Raw genomic sequence first — 24,051 nt, forward strand, 5'->3', positions numbered from 1 at the left:
CCTATCTCAGTGATGTGCTGAAAAGGCTGCCGACACATAAAGCGACCCAAATAGAAGAATTACTGCCACATCGCTGGAAATCCAACTCAAATTAAAAAATAGGCATGGGGTTCAGCGGACGCTTACATAGATTGTTAACTTAGATAGACTTTTAAGCAATGTAACTTGCCGCATGTTTATCAACATATGTCTCAAAAAAGTCTGCCCATACATAGATTTATGGCGTTTAGTGCTTAAATTTCAGATTAATCTTCGTCTGATGACCTGAATGGATGTTACAGATTACATGCAGGTGAATTACTCTGTGGCTGTATCATGGCTTTTGTGCAATCCAATCCATTTGATCCGAATGTTCTCTTTTGCAATAAAGCAGCCTCTTCTGCTTTTCCTGAACCAACGAACTATGTCATTGATTTGATTCAACCGACAACAGTGATGCTGAATCAAATCTCCAAAGAAGGGATTAAATGCAAGAAATATGGTAAGAAAAAGATAGGGGATGGAAGTTATTATCCGTCTAATTGGAACCAGCCCATGAGTCGAGATCAGTTGAGTAAGAATCATTTTAAATGAATAAGAGAAGGATGGCTTACCTCACTTCTCCGAATAACAATGCTATGCTTTTCAACCAAGGTTATAAATTGGCAACTACATTTCATTCTTCTTCATGCTGGTCCTATAGCCTGTAGACAATTACTACATCATTTGCATTCAATGCTCAATACAGCCTGTCAGCAGAACCGCAGCGATACTTTTTTTCGTGCATACATGTAGTGTTTAAATCCATTCATTTTTCAATGATCCTCTGCCGTTTATCACATTTATGGTCGATCTTTAACCTTGTGAAAAATGCACATACCGATCCCTTCAAACTGTCAAATTTATGTATGCATGACATTTAAAGAAAATTATCTGATCAATTTTTTTAGGTAAAATTCATCAAGAAAAAAGTTATTATTATTCATAACATCACCAATAACCACATAAAAACAATAATTTAATAAATTATTCTTCCAATTTTTTTATATTTAGTGTTATTACCCGAAGCACGGTCAACAAAAATCCGGTCGACCTCAATTCCTTCAAGTTGACGTCCAGTGTTTTGCTCGACAGAACTTACCCGGACATACCCTACTTTTTGGCCTTTCACTTTTTCACGCCCCAATTGGATAAAAATGAACAATTTCGTAAATTATAAATCTTTAACACTAAAGTTACATGTTACTTATGATTAAAAATCATTTAAATGATACATAATTTCATGAACTTTCAGATTGTAACTTTAGGGTATACTTTAAAGTTACACAAAACATCTATATGAAGACTAAAGTCCAAATTAGTGTTTATGTTGGTTCAATGTATTACATTTCGTATTTTCTATTTGTAACGTAATTTCAGTAATATTATGATTATGTTTTAGAACTTCTAAGGCCTTTTGATAGAGTTGATCTGTATTGCTATTCGGAGCAACCAAATGAGCAGTTAAATGAATATTTCTTGAGGATATAGCCCAGACTTTCAACTGATGAATCCCTTCAACGCCCTCTAGCTTCAATAAATCATTTCTTAACGACTCAATATCAATCTCATCAGGAACTCCTTCAAGCAGAATATGAATACTTTGTTTTAATAAAATCCAAGTTCGAGGTAAGACCCAGAAGCCAATTAACACAGCGATTACGGTATCAACCCACATCCACTGGGTAAAATAAATAACTATTCCTCCGATAATCACGCCTATCGATCCTAGAGCATCACTAAGAACTTCTAAATATGCACCTTTTATATTTAGACTTCCTTCAGCACTAGCAGAAAGGATTTTCATTGAAATCAAATTTATGACCAAACCAATGACCGCGACAATCATCATTCCAACACTTTGAATTTCAGCAGGGTTCGTAAAACGTTGATAAGCTTCATATACAATATATATTGCTACCACAAAAAGCATCACCGCATTAAACAGAGCCGCTAAAATTTCAAATCGCTGATAGCCAAAAGTTCTTTTATCATCTGCGGCTTTTTTACCAATTTTGATAGCGGCAAGAGCAATAGCTAAAGCGGCTACATCAGTAAACATATGAGCTGCATCAGATAACAAAGCCAAACTTTGGGTAATAAAAGCAGCGACAACTTCTACTATTAAAAAAGTAGTCGTTAAACCTAAGGCAACCATTAACTTCTTACTATTTTCTTCAGTAACAACCGCATGGCCATGATCATGATGTTCTGACATAAAATATTTTCCTTATTCTATTTATGATGAGCAGAGATATTGGATAACAGCCAATATCTCTGCTGTAAATCGACTAATCTATTGGATTAAGAAACTTTCTTTTCATTTATCCAACGATAAAGCACGGGTAACAGCACCAAAGTTAGTAATGTTGAAGAGATAATCCCGCCAATCACTACGGTTGCCAGTGGCCGTTGAACCTCAGCCCCTGTTCCGGTTGCCAGCGCCATTGGTACAAAACCCAGTGAAGCCACACAAGCTGTCATCAACACTGGTCTTAAGCGCAAAATAGCCCCTTGCCACACGGCTTTATGCACTGGATATTTGTCCCTTAATTCCTTAATAAAGGTCAGCATTACCAGTCCATTGAGGACTGCAACACCAGATAAGGCAATAAAGCCAATTCCAGCTGACATCGATAATGGAATATCCCTTAGCCAAAGGAACAGCACACCACCGGTCAAGGCAAAGGGTACCCCGGTAAAGACCAATAGACTTTCTTTGACATTGTGAAAGACCGCCATCAGTAAAATAAAGATAGTGATTAAAGCCAGTGGAATCACGATTTGCATCCGTGCTTTGGCTGAAGCCAAATTTTCAAACTGACCTCCATATTCTATCCAATAACCACTTGGCAAAGTGTATGCTTTGAGCTGTGTCTGTACATCAGAAACAAAAGACCCTAAATCACGCCCTTCAACATTCGTTGTAACCACAACTCGGCGTTTACCATTTTCTCGACTGACTTGGTTGATTCCTTCAATGGTCGAGACTTGCGCGACATCCGACAATAAAATACTGCCACCATTTGGAAGCTGAATAGGTAACTGGGAAACAGATGCGACACTACGGTCTTGCTCTCCAAGACGGATAACAAAATCAAAACGACGATCGCCTTCTAAAATCTCTCCCACGCTTTGTCCACCAATACTTGCAGCCACCACATCCTGAATAGATTTCACACTCAAGCCATACTGGGCAGCTAAAGCTTTATCAATCTCTACATTGAGTAAAGGCAGACCCGAAGTTTGTTCAACTTTCACCGCACTGCTACCTGCGACTTGCTGAATGATTTTCGCGATTTTTGCAGCCTCAGTATTCAAAACCTGCATGTCATCACCAAAAACCTTCACCCCCACATCACTGCGTATACCTGAAATCAGTTCATTAAAACGTAGCTCAATAGGCTGAGAAAACTCACTGTTATTGCCGGGAATTGTCGCAAGATAAGCTTCCATTCGGGTTCGAAGTGCATCTAGGCTTTCTTTTGAATCTGGCCATTCCTCACGTGGTTTCAGCATGATATAACCATCGGAAATATTCGGTGGCATCACATCTGTCGCCACTTCAGCAGTCCCGGTACGGGCAAATATAGCTTTAATTTCGGGAAAGTTTTTCAGTAAAAGCTTTTCGGTATTTTCCTGAATACGTAAAGACTCTTCCAAGCCTGTGCTTGGAGAACGTAATTGCTGTACCGCAAAATCACCTTCACTCAGCTGGGGTGCAAACTCACTGCCAATCTTCGTGCTGAGCAGACCCGTAATGACCAGGAGACAAATGGCAAAAGTTAAAACCACCGCTTTGTAATGATAGGCTCCATCCAATATCTGTTGATATCGGGTTTTGAGCCAGATCATCCAACGGCTTTCCGTTTCTTTGATCTCCCCTTTAACCCATAAAGCAACTGCAGCGGGCACAAAGGTGATCGATAAAATAATAGCTGCCACCAGTGCGAGAACAACGGTTAAAGCCATCGGATGAAATAGTTTTGCTTCTACACCACTTAAAGCAAAAATCGGCAAATACACCACCAAAATAATAAGCTGACCAAAAATAAGAGGACGACGTGCTTGGCGGGCAGCCAGAAAAACTTCCTTAAAGCGTTCACTTTGTGTGAGAGGTCGTTTTAACAGTTGCTGTGTATGGGCTAAACGCCGGATACAGTTTTCGACAATCACCACAGCACCATCGACAATGATGCCGAAATCGAGTGCACCTAAACTCATCAGATTGGCACTGATATTTTTCTGTGCCATCCCGGTTAAGGTAAACAGCATAGAGAGTGGAATGACACAGGCAGTAATCAAGGCAGCACGGATATTCCCTAAAAACAGGAACAGAATGATGATGACCAGGATTGCTCCCTCTACCAAGTTTTTCTGAACGGTTTTAATCGCCTTCTCAACCAAGGTAGTACGGTCGTACACCGTTTCAATCACTACCCCTTTAGGCAAACTATTCTGAATATCTTGAAGCTTGGCATCCACAGCTTTAGAAACAGTCCGGCTATTTCCACCCATCGCCATCATGGCAATCCCTAAAACGGTTTCTTTGCCGTTATAGGTTGCCCCACCGGTTCTTAAATCATGCCCAATAGAGACTTGCGCAATATCACCAACCCGAATTGGGCTGCCATTTGGGCTACCCAGCATGGTGTTCTCAATATCAGAAAGCCCATTGAATGTACCCGGTACACGTACCGTCAATTGCTGACCATTGTCTTCAATATAACCTGCACCTCGGTTCTCATTATTTTGCGCTAAAGCCTGTTGCAGTTGTTCTAATGAGATATTCAGTTGCTGCATCCGGTTTAAATCGGGAGAGACCACATAGGTTTTTTCAAAACCACCAATACTGTTGACCTCTGCAACTCCCTTAACACGTTGCAGTTGAGGACGCACAATCCAGTCCTGAATCTCACGCAAATCCATCGGCGTGTATGCAGTTCCATCCGGCTTTTTCGCATTCGGATCTGCCTTCAGTACCCATTGATAAATCTCACCGAGACCCGTAGAAACGGGGGACATCGTCGGTGCGATTTGTGCAGGCAACTCAGATTGCGCCTCCTGTATCCGTTGGTTAATCTGCTGACGGGCCCAATAAATATCAGTCCCATCTTTAAAGACAATGGTGACTTGAGAGAGTCCATAACGGGATATGGAACGGGTAAGCTCCAGATCCGGAATGCCAGCCATGGCATTTTCAATGGGATAGGTAATCCGCTGTTCGACTTCAAGCGCAGTAAAACCCTTGGCTTGAGTATTAATCTGGACTTGGGTATTGGTAATATCGGGTACAGCATCAATCGGGAGTTTCTGATAGCTATACACCCCGACCGCAATCCAGGTACAGACAAAGAGCAACACCCAAATCGCATTTTGTATGGAAAACTGAATGATTCGTTCGAATAAACCTTCTGGTTTTGGCAGATCAGAATTAATGTTCATGGCCTGCCTCGTCTTTTTCTAATTCAGATTTCAACAAGAAACTGCCTTGAGCGATATACTTCTGCCCTTCAGTCAGCCCAGAAATCACTTCAAGCCATTGTCCATCACTTGAAGCCTGCCCCAATTGCACTTTCTGTGCTTTTAAGTGGACTTGACCTTTTTGTTCTGAATCTACGATGAAAATACTGTCTTCACCTTCAATACTTTGCAGCGCAGACTTTTGAATCCGAAGGGCTGATTTTGCTGTAGCTTCCGGAATCAACACTCTCACTAACACATTAGAACGCAACTCAGTAGCTTGCGCATCGAGTTTTGCGCGCACCACCAGACGCCCTGTTTGTACATCTGCCTGAGAGGTTAAGCTTTGTACAGTAGCTTTATAGATTTGATCTGAATCATTCACTTTAAAGTCAATTTTTTGCCCGGCTTGCAGTTGACCTGAGAATTGATTCGGCAAATTAAACTCAAGCCATAAATCTTTCAGCTGTTCAATGACAAAGAGCTGATTAGCCAGTTGCACATTTTCACCGACCACAATATCTTTTTGACTGATCACCCCAGAGATCGGTGCTTTAATCAGAAAACGCCCATTGTTATTGCCACTTGCACCTAATGCATTTAAACGTGCTTGTGAGGACTGGACAGTAATCTGCGCTTGACGGTAGGCATTTTCGGCACGCTGGTAATCCTGTTTGGCAGAAATCCCCTGTGACCAGAGTTGCTGTTCGCGCTGGTAATCTTTACGGGCCAAATCCAGATTCACCTGTGCCATACGCAGATTTGCCTGTTGGTCGATCAGTTCAGGCACGATTAGTACAGCCAGCGTTTGTCCTTTTTGCACGCTCTGTCCTAAAGCCACATTGACCTGCTCGACATGACCACTAAAATTAGGCGATATATGCGCTTGTTGATCGGTATTCACCACCAATTTACCTGGCAGGGTTGTCAGCTTTTCAACCAATCCTGTGGATGCAACAGCAACTTTTAAACCTTGTTCAACCATTTGTTGGCTGGTCAGTTGTATTTCGCCTTCTTCAGCATGTCCTTCTTCAGAACTATCTTCATCAGAATGTTCGGCATTTCCCTCATCATGACCATGCCCCTCAGATTCAGTTTTTTTTGAACTTAACCAAATAACCAGACTGACCAAGACCGTAATCAGAATCAAAATTGCAATCATGAGAGACTGGGATATTTTTCCGTTTTGCTTGGCGTTCATTTTATCGTGCTCCCCCATTGATTAAATTTTGCGATGCTTCGACTGCCTTTTTATTCAGTTGTGTATAGGCATCCGAACGGCTAATTTCTTCATAACTTGTGCCAATACTGAGTGCCTCAGCTGCGAGGGCAGTTTGCCAAGCTTGACGTAGAATTTGTAATTGACCCAATCGAAGATTCTGCAGTTGGGTGGTTGCTTGCTGAACGTCGGTAATGGACAGTTTCCCTGCCTGAAACCCTTGTAAAGTACGGCTCTGAACTTTGGTCGCCAAAGTAACTTGTGCTGTTGTGGCATCGAACTGGCTACGTAAACCTTTGAGCTGATGCACGCTGTTGGCAATATTGAGTATTTGTTGCTTCAGCTCACGCTGCTGCTGTTGGTTCAGCAATATTTGCTGTTGCTGGACCATCGGGATCGCATATTGCTGGCGGTTGAAAATATTCAGTGGAATAGCCACGCCGATTGCCAAAGTCGTATCGTTGCTTTCATTAGGGGTTTTGCTACGTTTCATGCCTACATTTAAAGTCGGATTGGGACGTGCCTGAATTCTTAAATTTTCAATTTGATGATCCGATTGCTGAATGTTCAAGGCATAGAATTTTTCTAGCCACCCTTCAGCAATATACCGTTGCACAGTTTGGAGACTTTGCTCTGGCCAAGGGATAGCGGTTTTATTCAATTGAAGATGTGAAGATGTTTCTCCCCCCCACAAATTAGACAGCTGACGACCGGCAGCTTGTTTATTCAGCATCGCTTGCTGATAAAGTCGTTGGATTTCTAGCGCTTCAATTTGGGTACGCTCAAAATCAACCAGGGCAATACTGCCTGCCTGATAGCGTTTCTGGGCACTGTCCAGATTGGCTTTACTTGTTTTTAACTGTACTGAATAAGCAGACTGCTCAACCTCAGCAAGTGCAAATTGCGACCATGCAAATTTAACAATCAGTTGGCTTTGTGCCTTCCATAATTGCTGTTGCAATTGGATTTGTTGATTCGAGGTATTGGCAATCACCCGGTTCAGCTTACGCTGACCAAATAGATCTAGAGGTTGACTAACGCCAACATTGAATTCCTGTTCTTGACCTGAGCCAAAGCCAGACTGTTCTAAACTTATACTTGGATTCTGCCATAACCGACTTTGCTGAATATTCAATTCAGATATTTGCTGAACTTGTTGCCACAGCTTGTCTTGAGTCTGGTAACTTTGTACTTTTGCTAAAGCGGATTCAAAGCTGGTAACGTTTTCAGCATAGCTATATTGCATAGCCGCTGCACATATACAAGCAACCAAGCTATGACGCAAGAGTATAATTGATTGTGAAGACATGATTTTTCCCACTTATTTAAATAATAAAAGTGGTGGGAATGTTTTAGGCTACCCCACCATGAGCGGGGAAAATTCGGGAGGTGGGCTTTGTTGAAACAGGTCAGGAGCCTGATAGCTGTTTTTCCAATGAAATTGTGGATTCACTTTAACTTCAGAGCTTGGATGAAACACATCTACTTTTTCATTTTGTACAATCAAATGCGTCATCGATGGTAGATGATCTTGATGATCTTCACCGATTTCTAAATCGCTACTGAATGTTTTTATGTTTTCTGACTGTCCATTATGATCGTGTTGACGACTATCGCTGGCACACAAGGTATTTTGGTGATGACCAAAATGATAACTCTGCTGTGATTGAGGCTGTTGTTCATGGACACAAAAGGCCGCCGCCACATTCCAAAAGCTTTGGAACATGAACAATCCAACCAAGACTGTAATCCATGTAGTAGAACGCATCATCATAACAATCGAAAAATTTGTACCAAGTATAAGGCTTAGAGCCACTCCAAGGTCAAGCTTAATAAATTAAATTAAACATTCAATGAACACTGAATAGCCGGCACTTTTGCAAATTTACCTTGTCTCTATAAGCTCACATCAATTTCAGGTAAGAATAACAATAGATAGTGAACCGTACCGGGTTTGTCGGAGACTTTTTATTTAAGTTAGGCCACCTGACCTAACGGGTTAATCTTATCATTGTACATTGCTTCAAACTCAAAAGGCGATACATTGTCAACGGCATTCTAAAATTGACCCCTTTTACCTTACAAATGGCAAAGTAAAATTGCCCCCTGAAATCAGAGAAAGAGCGGTTCAATTATTGATTGAATCTGAAAAAGATTATCCTTCTACTTGGGCAGCAATCACAGCTATTGATCCTAAAATCGGTTGTACTCCTGAAACATTGCGTGTTTGGTATCAAAAATATTTAGATCAACAAAATCCTGTCAAAGTACAACAGATATCTGATCAAAAAAAATGAAGGGTAATCCCCCCTAAAATACTAGCTCTTTAAAAGAGGCAGTATTATGCTTTTACAACATGGTGTTTAACTTGAGAAACTGAATTTAAAACAATCTACTGTAACTCTTCCAGACAGATATGAAATTAATCCACCCCTAACCCTTTAAACACCGCATCCACCGGATCTGCATAAAAGCTGGTCTGGAACTTGGTAAACAGTTCCACAGGAATCGTTGGGATATCTGCCGCACTACTCATTGGTAAAGCAACCTTCTTGGCACCCGCATCAAAAGCAACTTGCAGACATTCGGCAATACTTTCCACCGGTGTCACTGAACCACCCAAGCTCATATCACCCAGTACCACCATCTGACTTTGTACCGATCGTCCTAAGAGGCCAGAAGCGAAAGCCACTAAACTTGGCAGAGCAAGATGGCTGAGCGGGCCGGTATTCTGTAATTCCACCACATGTAAGTGGAAATCATGTTCCAGCACCTTACTGCCCCCCGAGATCCGGGATGCATTGGCCTTGAAGTAATCAAAAGCAATCTTGACCTGTTCTTTGGCACTACTTGAATTCCATAAGCCAGATGTCGCCAATTTTCCTGAACCTTTAGTGACTTGAAGTTCTAAGCGGTATAAGCCTGGCATGCCCTTATTACTGAGGCCAATGGTATACAGGAAGCCTGGTTTAGCAGGACCTTCGGGAATAAGTCCACCTCCACCCTGCTCTTTTACCGAAACAAAATGCTCTTCTAGGGTGTCATTGTCGATATAGCTAAAATGCACATCATAGAATTCCATCCCCCCAATTTTTTTCAGCTGTTCTTTGACCCGACGGCGCACCTGCAGCGCATATTCCAGGCATTGCCGTACATCTTCTTTGTTAAATTGACCATGTGGGTAGAGCAGCTTCATCAATCCAGAAACCGTCTTGCGAACGGCAATCACATCACGCTGATTCAGGTTATTCCCTAGCTTAAAGTACTTCTCAATGGCATCCGCAAAACTACGCTTACGCATTTCCCGGAAGAACTCAGCCAGATAATCAACGATCAAGCCATAACGGTTGGTAAAGAATTCCGGGCGCATTTTCGGAATTTCCCAACCCGGGATATAGGCATGAAAGCGATCAAAGAATGCTGAATCGATCATGGCTTCAGGAAAAGGAGCCAATAAGTGGCTAGTCTTCACCAAGGATTCAACACTTTGGTTAATATTACCCACAATATTGTAAACAAGACATTTTTATCTTTTATATTCAATGGCTTATTTTCCTGCTAATTGGTAATACCATGAAAAATACCATGCTCAGAAAAGGCTTAACAATATTTTGAAAAATTGCCTACTGAGCGCTGCCGCACAGCTCCATAGGCCGCTTTCCTGGCTTTGCTTCCAGATGTATGCTATTCTGCTCCTGCAGCTAATGGATCACCGCAAACAGGTTACTCGCCTGGGGATTCCCTTTCGACCCGAGCATCCGTATGAGACTCATGCTCGATTATTATTATTATAGAAGCCCCCATGAATAAATCGCTCATCATTTTCGGCATCGTCAACATAACCTCGGACAGTTTCTCCGATGGAGGCCGGTATCTGGCGCCAGACGCAGCCATTGCGCAGGCGCGTAAGCTGATGGCCGAGGGGGCAGATGTGATCGACCTCGGTCCGGCATCCAGCAATCCCGACGCCGCGCCTGTTTCGTCCGACACAGAAATCGCGCGTATCGCGCCGGTGCTGGACGCGCTCAAGGCAGATGGCATTCCCGTCTCGCTCGACAGTTATCAACCCGCGACGCAAGCCTATGCCTTGTCGCGTGGTGTGGCCTATCTCAATGATATTCGCGGTTTTCCAGACGCTGCGTTCTATCCGCAATTGGCGAAATCATCTGCCAAACTCGTCGTTATGCATTCGGTGCAAGACGGGCAGGCAGATCGGCGCGAGGCACCCGCTGGCGACATCATGGATCACATTGCGGCGTTCTTTGACGCGCGCATCGCGGCGCTGACGGGTGCCGGTATCAAACGCAACCGCCTTGTCCTTGATCCCGGCATGGGGTTTTTTCTGGGGGCTGCTCCCGAAACCTCGCTCTCGGTGCTGGCGCGGTTCGATGAATTGCGGCTGCGCTTCGATTTGCCGGTGCTTCTGTCTGTTTCGCGCAAATCCTTTCTGCGCGCGCTCACAGGCCGTGGTCCGGGGGATGTCGGGGCCGCGACACTCGCTGCAGAGCTTGCCGCCGCCGCAGGTGGAGCTGACTTCATCCGCACACACGAGCCGCGCCCCTTGCGCGACGGGCTGGCGGTATTGGCGGCGCTGAAAGAAACCGCAAGAATTCGTTAACTGCACATTCGGGATATTTCTCTATATTCGCGGTTCAGCAGGCATGTCCCCTTTGAGGGCGACCCGACGACAGGATAATCGACCTTATGGTGCGCAAATATTTCGGCACAGACGGTATTCGTGGCAAAGCCAACGAAGGCGCGATGACGGCGGAAACCGCCTTGCGCGTCGGAATGGCGGCTGGCCGTGTCTTTCGTCGCGGTGACCACCGCCATCGTGTCGTGATCGGCAAGGATACGCGCCTGTCGGGCTATATGCTTGAACCCGCGCTCACAGCCGGTTTCACCTCGATGGGCATGGACGTATTCCTTTTTGGCCCGCTGCCGACAACGTATAGGAAGAATAAACGCCCTTTTCACCCAAGTCCAACAGCTTTGGACCGCAGTTGACTCTTTCGACACCCCTGCGATGCAACCCAATCCGGCTGACGGGGAGCCAGCAACGCTGAAAATTTACCCTCCTCTTTCCCACTAGCGGCTCCTTTTCCGACAACCAGCACGGCGGATCCCTGCCGCGGCGCTGTGAACGCAGCATTTTGATTGGTATCGTTGGCCTTCAGGCTCGTCAGTCAAACAGACCCAGGAGCAGCTCAGCCGGTGGCGCCCGGCTTTCGGGTAACGCCCTGGTCCCGCTGGTTTCGGCTTTGTGCTTCAGGTGATCAAGGATCTGCTTGATCACTATAGGGTCTTCAATGCAGGCGATGACTTTCATGGCGCCGCCGCAGCCGCTGCAGGTCTCGATGTCGATATTGAAAACACGCTTGAGCCGTTGCGCCCATGTCATCGACGCTCGCCGTTGTGCTGGTGTTGCCGGTTCATCAGCCACCCTGACCTTGTTGCCCCTGCCCCGTTTTGCCGGCGTGACCAACGCCCGGTGCCGACTGTTGGGTGCGAACACCCCGTGGAAGCGGGTTAGGTTGACTCTGGGCTTCGGTACCAGGGCGGCCAGCCTTGCAATGAAATCCAATGGTTCGAAAATGACGTGCGTGGTGCCGTCCCGGTACGGCGTCTTGAGCTGGTAGCGCACGTTGCCGCCTCGTGTTAACGACAGCCGCTTCTCGGATACCGCCGGGCGGCTGATGTACCGGCACAGCCGTTCGAGCTTCTTGCGTTCATCGGCCCTGGCCGCCACGCCGGCGTGCAGGCTGGACCCGGCTACCTTGCCAATCCCGTCACCGAACGGATCACCACTGGTCGGCAGAGTTTGCAAAGTGAACACCTTTCGCCCCGCCTGTGAACCGACAGCGATACGGTAAGTGATCGAGTGCCCCAGCAGGGGTGTCATCGGGTCGTCATCCACCGCATCCGAGGCCAGATAGCTGTTTTCGACATCCCGTTCCAGCAGGCCTTGCCGTTCCAGATAGCGACCCACCCGGTGGGCGATGGTGTGCGTCAGCTGGGTGAGCTCTGGGCTGGTCGGCGCCTTGACCCAGCGGAAACGCGCTGAGCCGTGGGATTGCTCGACATACACACCGTCGAGAAACAGCATGTGGAAGTGAACATTCAGATTGAGCGCCGATCCAAAACGCTGGATCAGGGTGACCGCGCCCGTCTTGGCCACTTGGTGGGTATGGCCCGCTTTCTTGACCAGGTGCGTGGCAATGACGCGGTAAACGATGCCCAGCACCCACCCCATGATCTCGGGCCGGCTGGCAAACAGGAAACGCAGCTGAAACGGGAAGCTCAACACCCACTGACGCATGGGTTGTTCAGGCAGTACTTCATCAACCAGCAAGGCGGCACTTTCGGCCATCCGCCGCGCCCCACAGCTCGGGCAGAAACCGCGACGCTTACAGCTGAAAGCGACCAGGTGCTCGGCGTGGCAAGACTCGCAGCGAACCCGTAGAAAGCCATGCTCCAGCCGCCCGCATTGGAGAAATTCTTCAAATTCCCGTTGCACATAGCCCGGCAATTCCTTTCCCTGCTCTGCCATAAGCGCAGCGAATGCCGGGTAATACTCGTCAACGATCTGATAGAGAAGGGTTTGCTCGGGTCGGTGGCTCTGGTAACGACCAGTATCCCGATCCCGGCTGGCCGTCCTGGCCGCCACATGAGGCATGTTCCGCGTCCTTGCAATACTGTGTTTACATACAGTCTATCGCTTAGCGGAAAGTTCTTTTACCCTCAGCCGAAATGCCTGCCGTTGCTAGACATTGCCAGCCAGTGCCCGTCACTCCCACTCGATTGTAAACAAGCACACAAAACCCTTTAGTGACAACAATTTGCAAGAACTATCAGGCTCAGTGCCATGAAAAATACCATGACCAGATCATGAGGTTGAACACGGCTTGCGCCGGCAGCGTTCACGCTCCTGGTCGGCGATCTCGCCCGGCTGCAATGCTAGCTCAGCATCGGTCATGCGCTCCAGCACGTCGCGTAGGCGGATGGTGCAAGGAATGGGCGGCAGCTCGAACTCATAGCCGCCGGCGATCATTTCGGCCGCAATCTCCTCGGTGATGAAAAACGGCTCGTCGTCTTGGTTCGGCTTCTTCATGCCCTTTCCTCCTGGCGCTCATCCTGGCCGACAGCGGCCAGGGCATCGGCTTCCGTCAATGCGTCCTCCACGAACGCGCCGTGCTGCTTCGCTTCGGCCTGGCTGACCTCGGCCCATATCCGTTTCACCTGGGCCGCACTGTACCCGGCCAGCTCGGCGGTCTTGTTGATGCTGTAGCCGGACTTGCGCAGCGCGACAACTTGGGCGCGGCGCTTCGGATCAGCACGGCGGCCCTTGTACCGCCCGGCCTGGCGGGCCAACTCAATGCCTTGGCGCTGGCGTTCGCGCCTGTCCTCGTAGTCGTCGCGGGCCATCTGCAAGGCCAGGCGAAAAAGCATGATCTGCACGGCTTCCAGCACGATCTTGGCGACGCCCTGGGCCTCGGCCGCCAGGTCGGATAGATCGACCACGCCAGGGACGGCCAGGCGTGCGCCTTTGGCCTGTATCGAGGCCACCAGGCGCTCGGCCTCGGGCAAAGGTAGGCGGCTGATGCGGTCGATCTTCTCGGCAATGACCACCTCGCCGGGCTGTAGGTCGCCGATCATGCGCAGCAGCTCAGGCCGGTCGGCGCGTGCGCCGGATGCCTTCTCACGGTAGATGCCGGCGACGTAGTAGCCGGCGGCCTTCGCGGCCGTAGTGATCGCCTCTTGGCGTTCCAAGTCCTGCGCGTCGGTGCTGACGCGCAGATAGACCCGCGCCACCATCGGCGCGGCTACTGGCTTCGTCCTGCGCATACTTGCGGGCTCCTTTGGGCATACTCAAATGCACCCATCTTAAACTGGCAGCTAATGTACAAAAGTTGATAGAAGCACACAAGTTCAATTTTGCACTTCTGCCCCACTATTGCAAAACTGCTTGTTAGTAGCCGTTTTTTCTTACTGTTTATAGATTCAATAATTTTTGAAACGAAAAATTGGGACTAAACATTTCGGTTTCGTTTTCTGTCGATTCGTCCTGCGTATCTTTTGCATAAACAAACATTTGTTGTTCGTAGTTTTCGATGGCATTTTCAATACTTGTAAATTCTCCGTTTGTAAGGTTTTCAGACAATATCAAAGCATCCAATAATCCCGTATTTACACCCTGTCCTGCAAAAGGCGACATCAAATGAGCAGCATCGCCAATCATTGTTATGGGTAATGGACGGTTACTTTTCCAATCATTGTTCAAAGGAAATTTCCTTGTGGGCAAGCATTGAAATGTTGATACCGAACGTATTAATTGTTTGTAAACTTCACTCCATTTGGAAAATCTTTTCAATAAAAAATCGGCAACGCTGTTTCTGTCCTGAAAATCTAAGGGAATTTTATTTTTCCATTCATCGGGCGTTTTAAAACTAATTCCTAAATACAATGCACCATTATTATTGGGATTGGCAAACAATAAAATGCCCTGATGTCCCGCCATTAATCGGTTGCCGTTGCATAGCTGAAAAAATCCGGGACAGTTTATTTCCGGTTGAAGAATATCAGCTTGGATGTTGAAAGTACCGGTTTCTTCAACTTGCGTGTCGGTAACAAAGCTCCTTATTTTCGACATTCCACCATTGGCAAGAATAACCAAATCTGCTGTTTCACTCGGTTTATTCTCAAAAGTTAGTGTCCACTTCTTCTTACCAGGTTCAAGCATAACAAGTTTTCTATCCCAAATAACCGTGTCGTTTTCTAAACTATTCAACAAGATAGCCCTTAAGTCATTTCTGTTTATTTCAGGATTGTCAAATCGATTTTCGGGCTTTACATTTTTTGTGGATAAAATATTGCCTTTTTCATCAGCAATATTTACACCCATTGGTAAGGCTAAGTCATAATAAGTTTGTAACAATCCCGCTTTTTTCATTGCTTCCTGACCTGAACCTTTGTGTAGGTCAAGGGTTCCACCAAAAATTCTTGCCTCTCGGTCGTTGTCTCTTTCGTAAACTGAAACGTCTATGCCGTTTTGCTGTAATAATTTTGCCATAGTCAGTCCAACGGGTCCACCACCAATTATTGCAACGTTCTTATCACTAAGTAAATTCATTTGTTTGTCTGTATCTATTCGCATTGTCATTCAAAAATGGCACATAACAAGTGGCTATACGCCAAATGGCGTATATATCCACTATATCTTATTTTGCTAAACCTTTCATTATCAGTGACAAATCCGTTTTCAACCGTTTACCGTTCGTTTCTACTCTCTCAAAAGGATTTATATTCATAGTGCTTTTTGTTAAGTTTTGCTCAAATATACAAATCCTTTCTATATATCTAACAAATCCATCGGACTTTTTAATTGTTCCATTCCCTTGGTGGTAATATGTGTATAAACCTCAGTTGTTTTACTGCTTGAATGACCTAACAACGATTGAATATAACGTAAACTCGTACCATTCTCAAGCAAATGCGTTGCAAAGCTATGTCGTAAGGTATGTACAGTAACTTCCTTTTGAATCTTTGCTTTTAAAACAGCTGCTTTAAAAATGTTTTGAATACTTCGGCTTGAGTATGCGCCACCTTTTTGACCTTCAAATAAATAATCTTTTGGTTTATATTCCATAAAGTATGTTCTTAAAATAATTAATGTTTTCTCAGATAAAATGGTATAACGATCTCTTTTTCCTTTTGACTGTTCTATACGAATTTGCATGCGCTTGGAGTCAATGTCTTTTATTTTCAGGTTTATACATTCAGAAATGCGCAAACCTGCCGAATAAATAGTCATCAGAATAGCCTTGTGTTTCACGTTTTCAATAGCGCGTAGTACCCGAATGGTTTCTTCTTCACTCATCACAACAGGAAGTGTTTTTTCTTTTTTTGGTCTTTCGATGAAATATGTTTTCCGTTGTCCACCCAAAACACGTTCGTAATAAAACTTAATCGCATTGATTGCCTGGTTTTGATAAGATATTGAAACTTTTCGCTCCATAACCAAATGTCGGAGAAATGATTGTATATGTCCTTCATTCAATCGATCGACGTATAGGAAGAATAAACGCCCTTTTCACCCAAGTCCAACAGCTTTGGACCGCAGTTGACTCTTTCGACACCCCTGCGATGCAACCCAATCCGGCTGACGGGGAGCCAGCAACGCTGAAAATTTACCCTCCTCTTTCCCACTAGCGGCTCCTTTTCCGACAACCAGCACGGCGGATCCCTGCCGCGGCGCTGTGAACGCAGCATTTTGATTGGTATCGTTGGCCTTCAGGCTCGTCAGTCAAACAGACCCAGGAGCAGCTCAGCCGGTGGCGCCCGGCTTTCGGGTAACGCCCTGGTCCCGCTGGTTTCGGCTTTGTGCTTCAGGTGATCAAGGATCTGCTTGATCACTATAGGGTCTTCAATGCAGGCGATGACTTTCATGGCGCCGCCGCAGCCGCTGCAGGTCTCGATGTCGATATTGAAAACACGCTTGAGCCGTTGCGCCCATGTCATCGACGCTCGCCGTTGTGCTGGTGTTGCCGGTTCATCAGCCACCCTGACCTTGTTGCCCCTGCCCCGTTTTGCCGGCGTGACCAACGCCCGGTGCCGACTGTTGGGTGCGAACACCCCGTGGAAGCGGGTTAGGTTGACTCTGGGCTTCGGTACCAGGGCGGCCAGCCTTGCAATGAAATCCAATGGTTCGAAAATGACGTGCGTGGTGCCGTCCCGGTACGGCGTCTTGAGCTGGTAGCGCACGTTGCCGCCTCGTGTTAACGACAGCCGCTTCTCGGATACCGCCGGGCGGCTGATGTACCGGCACAGCCGTTCGAGCTTCTTGCGTTCATCGGCCCTGGCCGCCACGCCGGCGTGCAGGCTGGACCCGGCTACCTTGCCAATCCCGTCACCGAACGGATCACCACTGGTCGGCAGAGTTTGCAAAGTGAACACCTTTCGCCCCGCCTGTGAACCGACAGCGATACGGTAAGTGATCGAGTGCCCCAGCAGGGGTGTCATCGGGTCGTCATCCACCGCATCCGAGGCCAGATAGCTGTTTTCGACATCCCGTTCCAGCAGGCCTTGCCGTTCCAGATAGCGACCCACCCGGTGGGCGATGGTGTGCGTCAGCTGGGTGAGCTCTGGGCTGGTCGGCGCCTTGACCCAGCGGAAACGCGCTGAGCCGTGGGATTGCTCGACATACACACCGTCGAGAAACAGCATGTGGAAGTGAACATTCAGATTGAGCGCCGATCCAAAACAGAGATGGTTCCACTTGTTTGAACAACTAAAAGCGTATTTATAAGTGATATTCCGCTCTAGTTAAGCCACCTTGTTTTGTTGGGGTAGCTGATCATAGTTAAACTCATTTGGTGTCATTTTGTCTAGACTCGAATGAGGTCGTTTCAGATTATAAAACTCAAAATAAGCACTTCGCATCTGTGATACTGCTATAAGCTTTGAGATACACCTCTTCATATTTAACGCTCCGCCATAATCGTTCAACCATCACATTATCTACCCATCGACCTTTACCATCCATACTGATTTGAATGCCATTTGATTTCAATACATCAATAAATGCATCACTGGTGAACTGACTGCCTTGGTCTGTATTCAATATTTCAGGTGATCCATATTTTTCAATCGCTTCATTTAAAGCCGAAATATAAAAATCCACCTCCATACTAATCGATACCCTATGCGCAAGTACCTTACGGCTATGCCAATCAATCACAGCACATAAATAAACAAAGCCTTTTGCCATAGGGATATACGTTATATCTGTAGACCACACTTGATTACTGCGCTGAATAGCCAATCCTTTGAGCAGATATGGATATTTACGGTGAGCTTGATTAGCCTGGCTTAAATTTGGTTTGCAATATAACGCCTGAATACCCATTTTCTTCATTAAAGTACGTGTATGACGTCGTCCTATATGATGCCCTTGACGATTCAACAAATCACGCATCATACGACTGCCTGCAAAAGGATATTGCATATGTAATTCATCAATACATCGCATCAGCTTCAGATCTGATGAGCTAACAGGTTTTGGGCGATAATAATAACAACCACGAGAGACTTTCAGTAACTTAGCTTGTTTAGATACTGAAATCTGAAGTGAGTGATCGATTAACTTTTGTGGTTGAAGCGGCCCAGTTTCTTCAACACACCTTCTAAAAAATCAATTTCTAATGCCTGCTCACCGATTTTTGCATGTAACTTTTTAAGATCAATGGGAGGTTCTGATGGAGCTTTTGATTGATCGAAAGCTTGTGAGGAAGCTGAGATCAATTTATTTTTCCAGTCAATAATTTGGTTTTGATGAACATCAAACTCAGAACTCAATTCAGCAAGTGTTTTTTCTGCTTTGATCGCAGCAAGTGCTACCTTAGCCTTAAAGTCGTTTGAATGATTTCTTCTTGGTCTACGTGCCATAAAATACTCCATATATTGATGTTTATAACATCATTTGAGGAGCAGAGTATCACTTATAGGAGTTGTTCAAATTTCCGGAGCCATCTCTCGTTTGATTAAATACGGTTTATAAGGCTCAAGAATACTCACTTTAGATTGTGTTCGTTGATATTTAGGTGTTACTTGAGATCGTAAATATTTACACACAGTATTTCTAGAAATACCGAGTTCGCGGCTAATTGCCTTAATAGATTGACCTTGTTGATGAAGTATTTGGATTGTCACTGCTTGCTCCAAAGTTAACATGTTGAGCAGTCCAAAAAGACCACTATATTAACCAAGGGGGTCAATTTTCAAATGCTGTTGGGGGGTCATTTTTACATTGCCGCTAACAACTCTTCAGCATGCTGGCCTGAACGACTATCCTGAAAGTCATAGATCACCGCCTGAACTGGATTGTACTGTGTGGTGGCATAGGCCCAGACATAACCTTTCTTCGGTTTTTTATTATTCTCACCCATCCGCATGATGGTGACCGGTGTTTCATCTGCATGCAGCACCTGCTGTTGTAGTACCACCTCTTTTAAGGCATTGGCCAGAGGTTCCAGTTCTACACCGCAGCGACCTATCCAGTCAGATAAAGTTGATCTAGAAAGTTCGATTCCCGCCCGCTGATAGATCAGACGTTGACGGTACAGCGGCAAATGATCGGCATACTTCGATACCAGCACATGGCTGAGCAATTCAGGTGAAGCAATGCCTTTATCAATCACATAGGCGGGCATCGCTTGCTGAGTCAGAGTGTCACACTGATCACAGACCCATTTACCACGCACATGCTGTTCCTTATAGAACTGTGCCGGTCTGAAATGCAGTTTTTCACTGACATCTTCGCCGATACGACGGAGTTGGCAGCCACAAGCACATTGGGTTGATGCAGGTTCATGCTCAATACGGATGGTGTGTAGATGATCTGGCAGTGGTCGACGTTTAGGTTTATTGGTTTTGGCTTTCTGTGTCGCTGCATTAGTTTTATCTGCATTTAGCCGTTCCAGTTCTAGATCAACCGCGGCAATATCTTCTTCAACCGCTTCATCCCACAGATGGATTTGTTTTGCCGTTAAGTGTTCATTCTTTTGGGCGAATTTGTGCTTTTTAAACAGCGCCAGTTCATGCTCGTATTTTTGATTGAGAATAGAAAGATGTTGAACTTTAGAATCTAATTGCTGGTTTGATTGTGCTAGAGACTGATGCTGCATCGCCAACTGCCGGGTAAATTCCAGCAGTTGTTCATGGGTCAGTTGGCTTAAGTCAGGCAGCGTATTCATGACCGCAGTATGCCTGAGGTCATGAAGAGAATGAAATAGAACGTTTGGAGAATAGCAGAATAGCCGAGCTTGGTTTAGAGCATTGTTACCACTTGCTGTCGTCCAATGCGCTGCCAGGGCAAACCCTGGATTAATGCCTGTAACTGTTCCGGGTTGAGGACCACGGTTTCACCTTGGTGAACTTGAGCCCAGTGGAATTTTCCCTGTTCCAGCCGCCTGGCACACAGCCAGATGCCCAGTCCATCATGTACCAGCACTTTCATACGATGACCACGTTTATTACAGAACAGGTAGGCGCAATGCGGTTTGATGTAGCCAAAGGCTCTCACCACCTGAGCCATGGTCGTATCCATACCTGCACGCATGTCCATGGGCTGGGTAGAGAGCCAAATTTCATTGATACGGATCATGTTGCCAGTGCCTTGAGTAATTCTGCCAAGGCAGGTATTTCTGATGTCTGCCATTTTAGCTGAATATCATTATTCGTATGAGGCACGGTGATACACAACGTGATCCTCTCATCAATAGGTTGGCTGATTGCAGCAGTGTAAGGCAAAGCAATAAATGCTGGATTCACATGAGTAGGATCCTGCACGGCACCATCATGATGGCTGAAGATCCTGATCCAACGACTGACAAGGTTGGCATTAATACTATGTTGCAGTGCGACCGAAGCGATCGAGGTATTAGGATTTTTGCAGGCATTGACAATACTGAATTTGAATTCTTTGCTGTATGTTCTGCGTTTTTTAGCAACAGGAGGTGTTGCTGAATATATATCCATGTTCATAGATTAAGTCCCCACTTGTTTTTAGGTGGGAACTAAATTAAGGCTTATAGGATCGCTTGGTAAGGCTGTGTTAGCTGGATGCTTACTTTCTTTTACCTTAATAACGTATTTTTTTAACGGCAGCATACCTTTTGAAACACCACCAAATTATTTATGTTCCACCAGCACATATACTTCCCTATCGAAAAATCTGATAAGAATTGATTATTTTGATACAAAACCTGAAAACTGGGAGTGCTTATATGGACATATATAATATTTCCGGATAAATATAAAACTACTCCACAAGAAGAAAGGCAGAATTTAATCTCAGTCCGAAGTAACAGTACTCTCAAAGACCAAATGTAAAGAAGCATACTTAAGAAAATAAATTTCAATAATGCATGAGGATGTAATTAGTTTCAGGGTGCTAAGAAAGTGTAGCAACTTGCTACACTTTTTCGCTTTTTTGAATCAGCTGTTTTAAGAAATCTTCTAATTGTAAGAGACTGGCTTCGTCAATTTCCGAGATATTCAGAGAAACCTTAAGCTGTTTTTGATTCAGTTTGATATTCCCCGCAATCTTACCGGCATATTCAATTTTTCTGACCACGGATGTTGTGGTCAGTTTTTCTGGATTCTGACTCAATAGTTTTTCAGCATAAGTAGTAACTTTGCTTTGCTCGAGTTTTTTGTCTTTTAATTTTTCCCAAGCTCCGAGTAAGGCCACTTCGGCTTCAGAGAGTTGTTCAAGATGATCCGATAGAAATTTTTTGAATGCAGTTGCAGCAGTACGGCCTAGCAAGCCTGGTTCCACATCAAGGTCATTTAAAATTGCTTGCGGCAGTTTTTCGTATGCTAAATACTTGTACATATCTTCGCGATTTAAACCCAGTGAATTGGCTAAACGTTGCTTGTTTTTCTTTAATTTCTCATCAAGTGAGTTCAGGCCAATAAAAATCTCATAATCTGTCAGATCCTGACGCTTTAAATTCTCTGCCAGGGTTAACAAAGATGCTTCTACATTATTTGCATCAATTATAATGGCTTCAATCACAGACTTTCCGAGTAATTGATGTGCCCGTAAGCGTCGCTCGCCTGCAATCAGTTCATATTTCAGATTATCCAGTTTACGCACTGTAATGGGCTGCAAAAGGCCGATTTCATTAATAGAATCCGCCAGTTCTTTTAACTGTGACTCTTCAAATATTTTACGCGGCTGGTTTGGACTTCGGCTGATATCCTCAATAGGGACATTACGTCTAAACTCTTTCGGCTCTTTAATATTGTCTTTCTGTGCTTGCTGATGTTTTTCTGTATTCTGTTTCAGTTTCTGAGCTAAAAGCTCTTTGGTGCTTGCCATAATGCTCTCAGGTTTTAATTTTCACTACAATTTCATTGGCAAGGCTTTCAAAAGCCTTACGTACTTTTGAATTTTTTTCTACTTTCAAAAGTGGTTGTTGCAGAATCGCTGCTTGATTGACTTTAGTACTTTGAGGAATTGTGGTTTCTAAAATTTTACCTACCTGTTTCAAGGCTTCATCCCGAATCAGCTTACAGACATTCTGACGTTCATCATGCTTAATTAGTAAAGCGCCTAAAAGCTCTAAATCTGGATTAATACGTTTGATTTTTTCAAGATGATTTAAAAGATCTGTTACCCCATACAATCCATATTGTGATCCTGATTCGATAGGGATAATGACATGTGTTGAAGATGCCAAGGCATTGCTTGTTAATAATTTAAGGCTAGGTGGACAGTCGATCAATATAAAATCATAAAGATCTTTTAATAGTTTTAACTTGATATTTAACTCTTCAGAAGGACGGGGAGCTTCTTCTTTTAGTTGATCTTCAGTTTTTCCTAAATTTAAGGAACCATAAATTAATGATACTTTTTCAAAGTTCGTTTCTTCTTGTAATGCATCTGCCAACAACGAAATATCGCCCACTAGTAATTCTGCTGTAGTGACAGCAATTTCGCTTGGATGTTGGATCCCAATGTGTAAACTTGCGTTTGCTTGAGGATCTAAATCAATGACTAAAACTTTGTAGCCAAGATTGGCAAGTTCTGAGGCTAGGTGTACAACAGTCGTTGTTTTGCCACATCCGCCTTTATGGTTAGCAACAGTAATAATTTTTGCAGACATGCGTGTCAGATGCTTCCTTATTTCAATGTTTAGTAATATAAATAACTTTCATTCATCTTACTATAGTTTTTAAATTTATAAATCCTATTTATTCAGCTGTAAAACAACTTAAAAAATAAATTTTTAACTAAGCTAGCTTAATTAAAAATTAGAATAATTAGTTATTTAGCTAATTAATAATTAGGATCATATTTTTATTATATAAAACAAGTGCTTGTAACTTTAAAAGTGGAAGGTTTGTCACTATAAAGTGGAAGGTTTGTCACTATAAAGTGGAAGGTCTGTCACCGTAAAGTGGAAGGTCTGTCACTATAAAGTGGAAGGTTTGTCACTATAAAGTGGAAGGTCTGTCACTAGGGTGGAAGGTTTGTCACTACTATTTTTATAACTGCTATTTTTATTTAAAAATAATTTAAAAAACAAATATTTAAGCTGTTAATAAAGTCTCATAACTAAGCTTTAAAGGTGGAAAGATTGTCACTGTATCTTCTTAACCTGTGGATAATCTGTTTTTATTGGATATTTCCTGATGATTATATGTGCAGTTATACCTTTTAAATCTAACAAAAAGGTGGAAGCCTTGTCACATCAGGGTTTTTATCTGACTTAACCTAACTAGACCTGAATGAAAAAAGTAAAAATAGACCTTCTGAACTGTAATTTCGAGACTAAAGGTGGAAG

General features: G+C 44.6%; 18 protein-coding genes and 7 pseudogenes. 5 read left to right on the plus strand and 20 right to left on the minus strand.

Translation table 11 applies throughout. The features are described 5' to 3' along the window. Together FTV17_RS13640 and FTV17_RS13645 are read left to right on the plus strand one after the other, a co-directional pair. The coding region (locus tag FTV17_RS13640; RefSeq protein WP_136143756.1) for a transposase domain-containing protein at positions 1-95 on the plus strand (95 nt) is incomplete at its 5' end. A gap of 220 nt (positions 96-315) precedes the next feature. Beyond that, positions 316-573: a hypothetical protein gene (locus tag FTV17_RS13645; protein WP_005245137.1), complete on the plus strand. Its 258-nt coding sequence runs from the start codon at positions 316-318 to the stop codon at positions 571-573. 430 nt (positions 574-1,003) lie between these two features. Here FTV17_RS13645 and FTV17_RS15655 read toward each other — a convergent pair. The 6 genes and pseudogenes from FTV17_RS15655 to FTV17_RS13675 all read right to left on the minus strand — a co-directional run. Further along, positions 1,004-1,150, minus strand: a pseudogene (locus tag FTV17_RS15655) (recombinase family protein); the annotation flags it as partial. A 186-nt stretch (positions 1,151-1,336) separates the two neighbouring features. Next, on the minus strand, positions 1,337-2,236 hold the full coding sequence (locus tag FTV17_RS13655; protein WP_150378254.1) for a cation diffusion facilitator family transporter: 900 nt from the start codon (positions 2,234-2,236) through the stop codon (positions 1,337-1,339). Between the two features lie 86 nt (positions 2,237-2,322). Further along, positions 2,323-5,463, minus strand: coding sequence for an efflux RND transporter permease subunit (locus FTV17_RS13660; protein ID WP_096902762.1), 3,141 nt, complete (start codon positions 5,461-5,463; stop codon positions 2,323-2,325). Beyond that, positions 5,453-6,682, minus strand: coding sequence for an efflux RND transporter periplasmic adaptor subunit (locus FTV17_RS13665; RefSeq protein WP_016658777.1), 1,230 nt, complete (start codon positions 6,680-6,682; stop codon positions 5,453-5,455). The genes FTV17_RS13660 and FTV17_RS13665 overlap by 11 nt, the downstream gene beginning before the upstream one ends. 1 nt (position 6,683) lies before the next feature. Further along, positions 6,684-8,009, minus strand: a complete 1,326-nt coding sequence (locus tag FTV17_RS13670) for a TolC family protein (RefSeq protein ID WP_150378253.1) — start codon at positions 8,007-8,009, stop codon at positions 6,684-6,686. Positions 8,010-8,057: 48 nt separating this feature from the next. Continuing rightward, positions 8,058-8,471 carry a cation efflux protein, CzcI-like gene (locus tag FTV17_RS13675; protein ID WP_225530251.1) on the minus strand — a complete coding sequence of 138 codons (414 nt, stop codon included), beginning with the start codon at positions 8,469-8,471 and terminating at the stop codon, positions 8,058-8,060. A 292-nt stretch (positions 8,472-8,763) separates the two neighbouring features. Between FTV17_RS13675 and FTV17_RS13680 the strand changes: the two are divergent. After that, positions 8,764-8,994, plus strand: a pseudogene (locus FTV17_RS13680) (hypothetical protein); the annotation flags it as partial. A gap of 128 nt (positions 8,995-9,122) precedes the next feature. On the opposite strand, the pseudogene FTV17_RS13685 reads toward FTV17_RS13680, so the two are convergent. After that, positions 9,123-10,205, minus strand: a pseudogene (locus FTV17_RS13685) (BREX system Lon protease-like protein BrxL); the annotation flags it as partial. 297 nt (positions 10,206-10,502) lie between these two features. Here FTV17_RS13685 and sul2 point away from each other — a divergent pair. Further along, positions 10,503-11,318, plus strand: a complete 816-nt coding sequence (gene sul2, locus FTV17_RS13690) for a sulfonamide-resistant dihydropteroate synthase Sul2 (protein ID WP_001043260.1) — start codon at positions 10,503-10,505, stop codon at positions 11,316-11,318. 86 nt (positions 11,319-11,404) lie between these two features. Then, entirely contained in the window at positions 11,405-11,707 is a 303-nt protein-coding gene (locus FTV17_RS13695; protein ID WP_000251875.1) for a phosphoglucosamine mutase, read from the plus strand. Positions 11,708-11,882: 175 nt separating this feature from the next. On the opposite strand, the gene FTV17_RS13705 is transcribed toward FTV17_RS13695, so the two are convergent. The 13 genes and pseudogenes from FTV17_RS13705 to FTV17_RS13770 all read right to left on the minus strand — a co-directional run bounded on the left by FTV17_RS13705 (position 11,883) and on the right by FTV17_RS13770 (position 23,370). Beyond that, entirely contained in the window at positions 11,883-13,376 is a 1,494-nt protein-coding gene (locus FTV17_RS13705; RefSeq protein ID WP_001120888.1) for an IS91-like element ISVsa3 family transposase, read from the minus strand. Positions 13,377-13,586: 210 nt separating this feature from the next. Continuing rightward, entirely contained in the window at positions 13,587-13,811 is a 225-nt protein-coding gene (locus tag FTV17_RS13710) for a hypothetical protein (RefSeq protein WP_000743213.1), read from the minus strand. Continuing rightward, positions 13,808-14,545, minus strand: a complete 738-nt coding sequence (locus FTV17_RS13715) for a recombinase family protein (RefSeq protein ID WP_001366550.1) — start codon at positions 14,543-14,545, stop codon at positions 13,808-13,810. The genes FTV17_RS13710 and FTV17_RS13715 overlap by 4 nt, the downstream gene beginning before the upstream one ends. Positions 14,546-14,693: 148 nt before the next feature. Further along, positions 14,694-15,860: a tetracycline-inactivating monooxygenase Tet(X3) gene (locus FTV17_RS13720; protein ID WP_024160783.1), complete on the minus strand. Its 1,167-nt coding sequence runs from the start codon at positions 15,858-15,860 to the stop codon at positions 14,694-14,696. Positions 15,861-16,049: 189 nt separating this feature from the next. Then, positions 16,050-16,715, minus strand: coding sequence for a tyrosine-type recombinase/integrase (locus tag FTV17_RS13725; protein ID WP_015060916.1), 666 nt, complete (start codon positions 16,713-16,715; stop codon positions 16,050-16,052). A gap of 284 nt (positions 16,716-16,999) precedes the next feature. Beyond that, positions 17,000-17,959, minus strand: a pseudogene (locus FTV17_RS13735) (IS91-like element ISVsa3 family transposase); the annotation flags it as partial. A 63-nt stretch (positions 17,960-18,022) separates the two neighbouring features. After that, positions 18,023-19,156 (minus strand): annotated as a pseudogene (locus FTV17_RS13740) (IS3 family transposase). A gap of 60 nt (positions 19,157-19,216) precedes the next feature. Then, positions 19,217-19,429, minus strand: a pseudogene (locus FTV17_RS13745) (helix-turn-helix domain-containing protein); the annotation flags it as partial. An 83-nt stretch (positions 19,430-19,512) separates the two neighbouring features. Beyond that, positions 19,513-20,451 (minus strand): annotated as a pseudogene (locus tag FTV17_RS13750) (IS66-like element ISAba25 family transposase); the annotation flags it as partial. Between the two features lie 74 nt (positions 20,452-20,525). Then, positions 20,526-20,861 (minus strand): IS66 family insertion sequence element accessory protein TnpB, encoded by a 336-nt coding sequence (tnpB, locus tag FTV17_RS13755; RefSeq protein WP_179990954.1) that lies wholly within the window; start codon positions 20,859-20,861, stop codon positions 20,526-20,528. After that, a complete protein-coding gene (locus FTV17_RS13760; protein ID WP_179990955.1) occupies positions 20,858-21,241 on the minus strand; it encodes a transposase in 384 nt (127 codons plus the stop codon). The genes tnpB and FTV17_RS13760 overlap by 4 nt, the downstream gene beginning before the upstream one ends. A 430-nt stretch (positions 21,242-21,671) precedes the next feature. After that, positions 21,672-22,583: a ParB/RepB/Spo0J family partition protein gene (locus FTV17_RS13765; protein ID WP_119879449.1), complete on the minus strand. Its 912-nt coding sequence runs from the start codon at positions 22,581-22,583 to the stop codon at positions 21,672-21,674. 7 nt (positions 22,584-22,590) lie between these two features. Continuing rightward, positions 22,591-23,370 carry a ParA family protein gene (locus FTV17_RS13770; protein ID WP_179990956.1) on the minus strand — a complete coding sequence of 260 codons (780 nt, stop codon included), beginning with the start codon at positions 23,368-23,370 and terminating at the stop codon, positions 22,591-22,593. Positions 23,371-24,051: the final 681 nt, after the last annotated feature.

It is taken from the genome of Acinetobacter sp. YH12239, assembly GCF_013417635.1.
In the GTDB taxonomy this organism is placed as follows: Bacteria; Pseudomonadota; Gammaproteobacteria; order Pseudomonadales; family Moraxellaceae; genus Acinetobacter.